The organism is Nocardia sputi (assembly GCF_023501985.1).
In genome coordinates this window covers 49,909-57,903 of the sequence record NZ_JAMFLC010000035.1, presented here as the reverse complement: position 1 = coordinate 57,903, position 7,995 = coordinate 49,909, and the positions used below count along the sequence as shown (strand labels likewise).

Here is a 7,995-nt window from a genome sequence, read left to right as displayed (position 1 = left end):
GAACACCTCCGCCACAACCTCCTCCGTCGGAGTCGACGGCGCACGGAAAGCACGAGCGGCGAACACCGGCTCCGGCAAAGCCGCCCGATCCAGCTTGCCCACCGGCGTCAACGGAATCTCGTCCAGCGTCATGATCGAAGCCGGAATCATATAGGCGGGCAGCGACTCCCCGAGGTAGTCGGCGAGCGCGCCGGTGTCCACGTCGGCTCCCGGCCGCGGCAGCACGTAGGCCACCAGCGCGGTCGCACCCGACGGCAAGGTCTTGCCGAGGGTGGCCGCGAAGTCGATGTCCGGGTGGCTGGTGAGGGCGTTGTCGATTTCGCCCAGTTCGATGCGGAAACCGCGGATCTTCACCTGGAAGTCGGACCGGCCCAGGTATTCGATGACGCCGCCGTCCTGGCCCACGGATTCACTGCGGCGCACCAGGTCGCCAGTGCGATAGAGCCGCGCGCCGGGGTTGCCGGTGTCGGCGCCGAACGGGCTGGCGACGAACCGCTCCGCGGTCAGGCCCGGCCGGTTGAGGTAGCCCTGCGCCAGCGCGGGCCCGGACAGATAGAGCTCGCCGACCACCCCGGCGGGCACCGGCCGCAGCCGCGAGTCCAGCACGAAAGCCCCGACTCCCGGAATGGCCGTACCGATCGTGATGGGCTCGCCGGGCGTCATGGCTGGCGTACTGGTGGCGAGAATCGTCGCCTCGGTGGGCCCGTAGCCGTTGTAGAACTCGCGCTCGTCCGCCCAGCGGGCGAGCAGTTCCGGGCCGAACTTGTCACCGGCCACCACCACGGCCTGGAGGTCGTCCAGCCCTGCGGGATCCACCGATTCCAGTGCTCCCGGCGTGATGAGCATGTGGGTGACGCGCTCGCGGCGCAGCAGATCCGCCAGCTCGAAACCGCCGAAGACGGTCGGCGGCGCGATCACCAGCGTCGCGCCGGAGGAGAAGGCCAGCAGCAGTTCCAGCACCGAAACGTCGAAGTTCGGGGAGCAGACGTGCAGTACGCGCGACTCCTCCGTCACCCCGTAGTGCTCGCGCTCCGCGGCCACCAGCCCGGCCAGACCGCTGTGCGAGACGACGACGCCCTTGGGCTTGCCGGTCGAACCGGAGGTGTAGATGACGTACGCCGGGTGCCGCTCGTCCAGCGGACGGACCCGGTCGGTGTAGGAGATGGGATGCTCCGGGCGCGCCGCGATGCGCGCGGACTGCACCGGGTCGTCCAGCTCGATCCAGTACACGCCGGTGCCGAGCACCGCGCGGTGCGCCGAGGTTGTCAGGCCCACCGTCGCGCCGGAATCGGCGACGATGTGGTTGATCCGGTCGGTCGGATACGTCGGATCCACCGGCACGTAGGCCGCGCCGGTCTTGGCGATGGCCCAGACCGCGAGTACCGACTCCACGCTGCGCGAGATCCCGATGGCGACCACGTCGCCGGGCCCCACGCCACGCTCGATGAGTTCCCTGGCCAGCCGCGAGGACGCCGCGTCCAGCTCGGCGTAGGTGAGCTCCCGGTCATCGGCCGGATCTCCGGTCGGGTTGTACCGGATCGCGACCTCGGTAGCGGCGGACTCGACCGCGGCGGTGAGCAGTTGCGCGAAGAGCGGACTGCCCGACCTGCGGCGACGGTTACCGCGAGCGGAACGACGGGCGGTTTCCATTCGAGTGCATTCACCTCTCGCATCGAGCCAGGACCCGGACCATACCCTGCTCAGGGCTTGTAAACCGGGGCCAGCGCGGACCGAGCAATCATATAAGGGAGTGACCGCTGAACCCGCGCGCTGTATTGGATTGCCGCGGCTTCCGTCCGTACGGACCGCGCCCCCTTCTTCGGTTTCGTCCTCTCGTCGGACACCGTCCCCTCCCCCTGGAATCGGTGTCTTGCCTGATGCCTGCCGTTATATCGGCGCAGGGCCCGTCTTGTTGCAGGAGTACCCGAATCGGTGAACTTGCTCACAGCCAGCCGCGCCGGGTGGCCTGCACCCCCGCCTGGAATCTCGTGCTCGCGCCGAGCCGCTCCAGCAGCCGTGCGGTGCGGCGGACCACCGTGCGCCGGGACATCCCGAGTCTGCGCGCGATGGTGTCGTCGGTCGCGCCGAGTCCCATCAGGGTCAGGATCGCGCGGTCGCGTTCGTCCAACGCCTCCGCGGCCGGATTGACCGAAATGGGCGCGGCCATCGCCCACAGCACGTCGAAGGTCTTGATCAACAGCTCGAGCGTGGGCGAGCCGGTGATGCGCAGCCCCATCGGGTCGGGCCTGCGTTCGTCGCCGTGCAGCACCAGGCTGGCCCGCTCGTCGTCGCTGATGATCAGCTTGAACGGCGGCTCGGGCAGCGTTCTGGCCTGCGCACCGCTGGCATTCGTCGACAGCGCGTGCCGCAGCCGGTCGGGATCCTGGTAAACGGTGTCCTGGTACAAGGTCTGATAGCGAATGCCTTCGCCGAGCCTGGCCCGTTTGAGCTCGAACAATTGACGTTCGCGTTCCGGATCGCTGAGATACGGGCCGCGCTCGACCAGCTTGACGCAGCTGCGCGCCCCGGTCTGCAGTTCCTCGAAATCCGCCAGCATCTCCAGCCGCTCGTACACCGGCACCACCGCGCCGTTGCCGCGTGGCGAGCGACGCACCGAACGGAACGTCTCGCTCAGCCGCGCTGCGGCAGTGTGCATCTGGTTGATCTCCTGCTGCCTGCGCCGAGCCTCGGCTTCGGACAACGATTCCGGCGCGTGCGCGTCCCACAGCGGTTCGCCGTCGGGCGACTCGATGCGGACCGCGGCGCGCAATTCACACAACACATCCAACGAGTCCGCGGCGAGGTCTTCCGAAACGCCCAGGTACTGCGCGATATCGGCGAGACTCGACCGCGGATGGTGCACCAGCACGGCGTACGCGCGGCCGTGCGGTGACCCAGGCTCGAAGATGTCGCCCAGATCGATCACGGCCCGAGCCTAGCGACCGATCGGTGCCCTTGGGGCGGCTCTGCGAGACCCGCAGGCAAACCGTTTGCCGCGTCACCCGGACGCGAGGAGCTTCGCCGCGCGCAACCGAGCGCTGATCGGAATAGCAAGTTGGACAGGGAAAGTCAGTGCGAGGACGGGCCCCACTGCATGGGCACGCCCTTGGCGGCCAGGTACGGCAGCGGGTCGATCTTGGTGCCGGCCTGATCCCAGATCTCCAGGTGCAGGTGCGGACCGGTGGATTGACCCCGGTTGCCGACGGTGGCGATCACGTCGCCCGCGTTCACCCGCTGGCCCTCGTGCACGAACATCTCGTTCACGTGGCCGTAGACGGCGGTGGTGCCGTCGTCCTGCAGCACGCGCACCCACAAGCCGAAGCCGGAGGCCGGCCCCGCCTCGATCACGGTGCCGTTGCTGACCGAGTGGATCGGCGCGCCGAGCGCGTCGGCGAAGTCGACGCCGTAGTGCATGGCGCCCCAGCGGCTGCCGAACCCGGAGCTGATCGCGCCGGCCACCGGGCGCACCGCGGGCGCCGGGGCGACCTGCTGCTGCACGCCCTTGAGGACCTCTTCGGCGTGGGCCAAGGGCGCGGCGATCTCCGGAGGAAGATTGGGAATCCCGAACGGGGCGGCGACCGGGGCCGCGATCTGGCCCGCGACGGCGGCGGGCGCCGGCGCGACCTCGGCGACCGGCTCGGCGGCGGCCTTCGCCTCGGCGACCGGCAGTATGCTCGAGCCCTTCACGGTGGTGGGCGCGGCCTGCTTCTCGTCGGCGTCGTGTGAACCGGGCAGCAGCGGCGATGCGTAGGCCAGCGCGGGAGCGACCTGGCTCGCGGCGCCGATCAGCGCGCCCGCGGCGACTGCCGCCGTGGCGGCGGCCTTCACCCGTTCGGTGGCGGACGGCTCGGCGCGGTGCCGCGTCGGCCGACCCTTTTCGCCGCCCTCGCCCAGGAGGCTGTGGACGGTAATGGAACTGGGGCCTACACGGTGCTGCGACAAAGCTGAGTCCTTGGTCGAAGAACAGGGTCCGGGATGCCGAGCCCGAGCCGAACCGGTTCGATAACGATCCGGTGAAGTCGAGCGATAACGGTTTGGCATCCGTTGTGATGGGAACTCTACCTCGTCGTGACCATTCCGCAACCTTCCGGCCGAAAAAGGCTGGTGAGGTCCGGGTCACACGTCCAGATGAGCGAGACTCGATCCGTGACGGAGACTCGAAGCGTGATCCTGGACCATCTGGACGTTCCGATCGCGCTGGCCCCGATGGCGGGCGGCCCTTCCACTCCCGAGCTGACCGCCGCCGTGGCCGAGGCGGGCGGTTTCGGCCAGCTGGCCGCCGGTTATCTGAGCGCCGCCGACACCGCCGCGCGGATCGCGGCGACCCGCGCCGCCACCGGCAAGCCGTTCGGTGTGAATCTCTTCGTCCCCGGCCCCGCCACTCCCGCCGCCGACTTGGCGGACTATCTCGCCGAACTCGGCGCCCACCATCGACTCGGAGACCCGCGATTCGACACCGATGACTGGGACGCCAAACTCGACCTGCTCGTCGCCGACCCGGTCGCGGCCGTGTCCTTCACCTTCGGCTGCCCGAGCGCTGCGGAGGTCGCACGGCTGCACGCCGCCGGTTCCGAGGTCTGGGTGACCGTCACTTCCGTCGGAGAGGCGCGCCTGGCGGTCGAGGCGGGCGCCGACGTGCTCATCGCCCAGGGGGCCGAGGCGGGCGGACACCGGGCCACGTTCGTGGATCGCCCGGCCGACGACGCGACCGACCCACTCGGCCTGCTGGCGCTGCTGCAACTGCTCACCGCCGCTGTCGACCGCCCGCTGGTGGCAACCGGGGGCATCGCGACCGGTGCTGGCATCGCCGCGGCGCTCGCGGCGGGCGCCGCCGCCGCGCAGCTGGGCACCGTGTTCCTGCGCTGCCCCGAGGCCGGGACCAATCCGGTACACCGCGCCGCGTTGGCCGGGGATACCCCGACGATGCTCACCCGCGCGTTCACCGGACGCAGGGCGCGCGGGTTGCGTAACCGATTCCTGGTGGAACACACCGCAACCGCACCGGCGGGATACCCTGAGATCCACTACGCCACCGCACCGTTGCGCGCCGAAGCACGCGCGGCGAGCAATCCTGACGAGGTCAACCTCTGGGCTGGCCAGACCCACGCGCTGACACCGGAGTTACCCGCGGGCGAACTGGTCGGGGCACTGGCCGCGGACACGAAAAGCGCACTGGAAAAGGCGCTTTCACGCCGAATCCGGCATTGATGACAACGACTTTCGATTAGACTCGGGCATCGCATCGACGTCCAGCACTGGAGGAGAGCGCCATGTCCCTTGATGTCCCCACCGCACTACTCGAACGCGCCGAGCGCGGCGAGGTCGACGACGCCGATTTCGTCGAGGTCGTGCGCAACTCGCTGCCCTACGCCTGGGAAGTGGTCAGCCGGGTCGCCGGTGAACTGCGTTCGGGCACCGCGGAATACGCCGACAACGTGGTTCCGCCGCCGGACGAGGTGGCTCGTGGACAACTGCTGCGCGCCATGGCCAGCGACGCCATTCGCGGCGGACTGGAACGGCACTTCGGCGTGAAGCTCGCCTTCCAGAACTGCCACCGGGTCGCGGCGTTCCCGCTCTCCGCGGTCGGCGGCGAGACCTACACCACGTTCATCGGCACCCGGGCCCAACTGCTCAACCAGAACCCGGAACTGCGCAACTGCTGAGCGGCGCGAACCGAACACCCGGCGCGGGCAAACTGTTTGCCCGCGCCGGGTGTTTTCGCGTGTGAGGTGGCGCGTCGCCGCCGTCCCCCACGGCCGCCTACGCGTAGGGTGAACCGCCATGAGCAGCAACGATCTTCGCGAAGAGGTCGAAGCCCGGCTCGCACCGTGGCAGCAACAGCTCGGGGCGGACCGCGCCGCCTACACCAATCACGTGCTGCGCGTCCTAGCGCTGTGCGACCTGCTCGCCACAGATCGGCAACCGCCACCGAGCGCCCGCGAGGAGTTCCTGACCGCAGCCGCCCTGCACGACATCGGCATCTGGTCGGCGGGCAGCTTCGATTACCTCTCCCCCTCCTGCGACCAGGCACGCGCCTGGCTGGCGAGCATCGATCGCGACGACCTGACCGGGCTGGTGGTGTCCATGATCGACCAGCATCACAAGCTGCGCCCCGCGGGCCCGCCGCACGACCCGGTCGAGATCTTCCGGCGCGCCGACGCGATCGACGTCGAGCTGGGTCTGCTCGGCCGGTTCGGCATCTCCCGCGGTACCTACCGCGAACTGGCGAAGCGCTATCCCAACCACGGCTTCCACCGCAGGCTCGTGTCGCTGGCCGCGCGGCGGATGCGCAGCCACCCCGCGTCACCACTGCCGATGCTGAAGTGGTGACGCGGGGGCAGCGGGTCTAGCCGAGCGTGGTGACTTCCAGATCGCCGTCGGCGTACTGGCCGCGCAACCGCTTCTTGTCGAACTTGCCCACGCTGGTCTTCGGGACCTCCGCGATGAACGTCCAGCGTTCCGGTAACTGCCATTTGGCGAACTTGTCGGCCAGGAAGTCGCGCAGCTCCTCCGGCCGGGCCTCGGCGCCCTCGGCGAGCACGACCGCCACCAGCGGGCGCTCGTCCCACTTCTCGTCCGGCACACCGATCACCGCCGCCTCGGCGACCGCCGGGTGCCCGATCACGGCGTTCTCCAGATCCACCGACGAGATCCACTCGCCGCCGGACTTGATCACGTCCTTGGAGCGGTCCACCAGCGTGAGGTAACCGTCCTGGCTGATCTTGCCCACGTCGCCGGTGCGCAGCCAGCCGTCGTCGAACTTCTCCGGGTCGACCGCCGTGCCGTCGGGTGAGTAGTAGGAGCCGGTGATCCACGGACCGCGCACTTCCAGCTCGCCCAGCGACACACCGTCGTTGGGCACCACGCTGCCGTCGTCGGCGACCAGGCGGGCCTGGACACCGGCCGGGAAGCGGCCCTGGGTCACCCGGTAGGCCCACTTGTCCTCGTCGGTGAGCGCGGTGGCCGGCGGATGCGCGACGCTGCCCAGCGGCGAGGTCTCGGTCATGCCCCACGCGTGCAGCACTCGCACGCCGTGCTTGTCCTCGAAGGTGCGCATCATCGAGGGCGGGACGGCCGAACCGCCCACCACGACCGCGCGCAGGTGCGTGATGTCCTGCGGGTTGGCCGCCAGCCCCGCCAGCACGCCGCCCCAGATGGTGGGCACGGCGGCAGCGAAGGACGGCTTCTGCGCGGCCATGCACTCGAGCAGCGGGCCCGGCTGCAGGAACCGGTCCGGCATCAGCAGATTCGCCCCGGACATCAGCGCCGCGTACGGCAGGCCCCAGGCGTTCGCGTGGAACAGCGGGACGATGGCCAGAATGGTGTCGGTGCCGAGCAGACCCATCCCGTTGTTCGCGCCGACCTGCATCGCGTGCAGCCAGTTGGAGCGGTGCGAATACACCACGCCTTTCGGGTCGCCAGTGGTGCCGGAGGTGTAGCACATCGCCGCGGCGGAGCGCTCGTCGATCACCGGGAAGTCGTAGGTATCCGGCTGCGCACCGAGCAACTCGGTGTAGGAGTGCACCTGAACGCCTTCGGGCGCGGTGAGTGTCGCCGCGTCGCCGTTGACCACGATGACGTGGCGGACGGTCGCCAGGTGCGGCAGGATCTGGCCGAACAGCGGCACCAGCGTGCCGTCCACCAGAACCACCTGGTCCTCGGCGTGATTGGCCACGTAGACAACCTGATCGGGGAACAACCGGATGTTCAGCGCGTGCAGCACCGCGCCCATCGCGGGCACCGCGATGTAGGCGACCAGATGCTCGTTGTTGTTCCACATGAACGTGCCGACCCGGTCGCCGACCCCGATGCCCAACCCGCGCAGCGCGTTCGCCAAACGAGCCGATTCGGCGCCGACCTCGCGGTAGGTCATGGTGCGCACGCCGGTACCGGTCCAGGTGGACACGGTCGAATCGCCGGCGAACGTCGATGCGTAGCGCAGCAACGTGGCCAGCGACAACGGCTCGTCCTGCATGGTGCTCAACATCGGAACTC

7 protein-coding genes are annotated in these 7,995 nt (G+C 69.5%); 3 read left to right on the top strand and 4 right to left on the bottom strand.

Translation table 11 applies throughout. The features are described from left to right. The 3 genes from M8859_RS33600 to M8859_RS33590 all read right to left on the bottom strand — a co-directional run. Window positions 1-1,650 (bottom strand): amino acid adenylation domain-containing protein (locus tag M8859_RS33600; protein ID WP_159930044.1); only part of this gene is annotated, 1,650 nt, incomplete at its 3' end. Between the two features lie 292 nt (window positions 1,651-1,942). Beyond that, a complete protein-coding gene (locus M8859_RS33595; protein WP_159930045.1) occupies window positions 1,943-2,926 on the bottom strand; it encodes a helix-turn-helix domain-containing protein in 984 nt (327 codons plus the stop codon). 143 nt (window positions 2,927-3,069) lie between these two features. Continuing rightward, window positions 3,070-3,942 carry a M23 family metallopeptidase gene (locus tag M8859_RS33590; protein WP_159930046.1) on the bottom strand — a complete coding sequence of 291 codons (873 nt, stop codon included), beginning with the start codon at window positions 3,940-3,942 and terminating at the stop codon, window positions 3,070-3,072. Between the two features lie 222 nt (window positions 3,943-4,164). Here M8859_RS33590 and M8859_RS33585 point away from each other — a divergent pair, with 222 nt between their 5' ends. The 3 genes from M8859_RS33585 to M8859_RS33575 all read left to right on the top strand — a co-directional run bounded on the left by M8859_RS33585 (window position 4,165) and on the right by M8859_RS33575 (window position 6,330). Then, complete coding sequence (locus M8859_RS33585; RefSeq protein ID WP_223521609.1) at window positions 4,165-5,208, top strand: nitronate monooxygenase; 1,044 nt, start codon at window positions 4,165-4,167, stop codon at window positions 5,206-5,208. A 62-nt stretch (window positions 5,209-5,270) separates the two neighbouring features. After that, window positions 5,271-5,663 (top strand): SCO5389 family protein, encoded by a 393-nt coding sequence (locus M8859_RS33580; RefSeq protein ID WP_159930048.1) that lies wholly within the window; start codon window positions 5,271-5,273, stop codon window positions 5,661-5,663. A 118-nt stretch (window positions 5,664-5,781) separates the two neighbouring features. Then, complete coding sequence (locus tag M8859_RS33575; RefSeq protein WP_159930049.1) at window positions 5,782-6,330, top strand: HD domain-containing protein; 549 nt, start codon at window positions 5,782-5,784, stop codon at window positions 6,328-6,330. 16 nt (window positions 6,331-6,346) lie between these two features. Here the strand turns inward: M8859_RS33575 and M8859_RS33570 are convergent, their stop codons facing one another. After that, window positions 6,347-7,987, bottom strand: coding sequence for a long-chain fatty acid--CoA ligase (locus M8859_RS33570; protein ID WP_159930050.1), 1,641 nt, complete (start codon window positions 7,985-7,987; stop codon window positions 6,347-6,349). Window positions 7,988-7,995 lie beyond the last annotated feature (8 nt).

Excerpts from the sequence above, each read along its gene's own strand:
- M8859_RS33570 (WP_159930050.1), bottom strand. The coding sequence starts at position 7,987 with ATGTTGAGCACCATGCAGGACGAGCCGTTGTCGCTGGCCACGTTGCTG.
- M8859_RS33580 (WP_159930048.1), top strand. The coding sequence starts at position 5,271 with ATGTCCCTTGATGTCCCCACCGCACTACTCGAACGCGCCGAGCGCGGC.
- M8859_RS33575 (WP_159930049.1), top strand. The coding sequence starts at position 5,782 with ATGAGCAGCAACGATCTTCGCGAAGAGGTCGAAGCCCGGCTCGCACCG.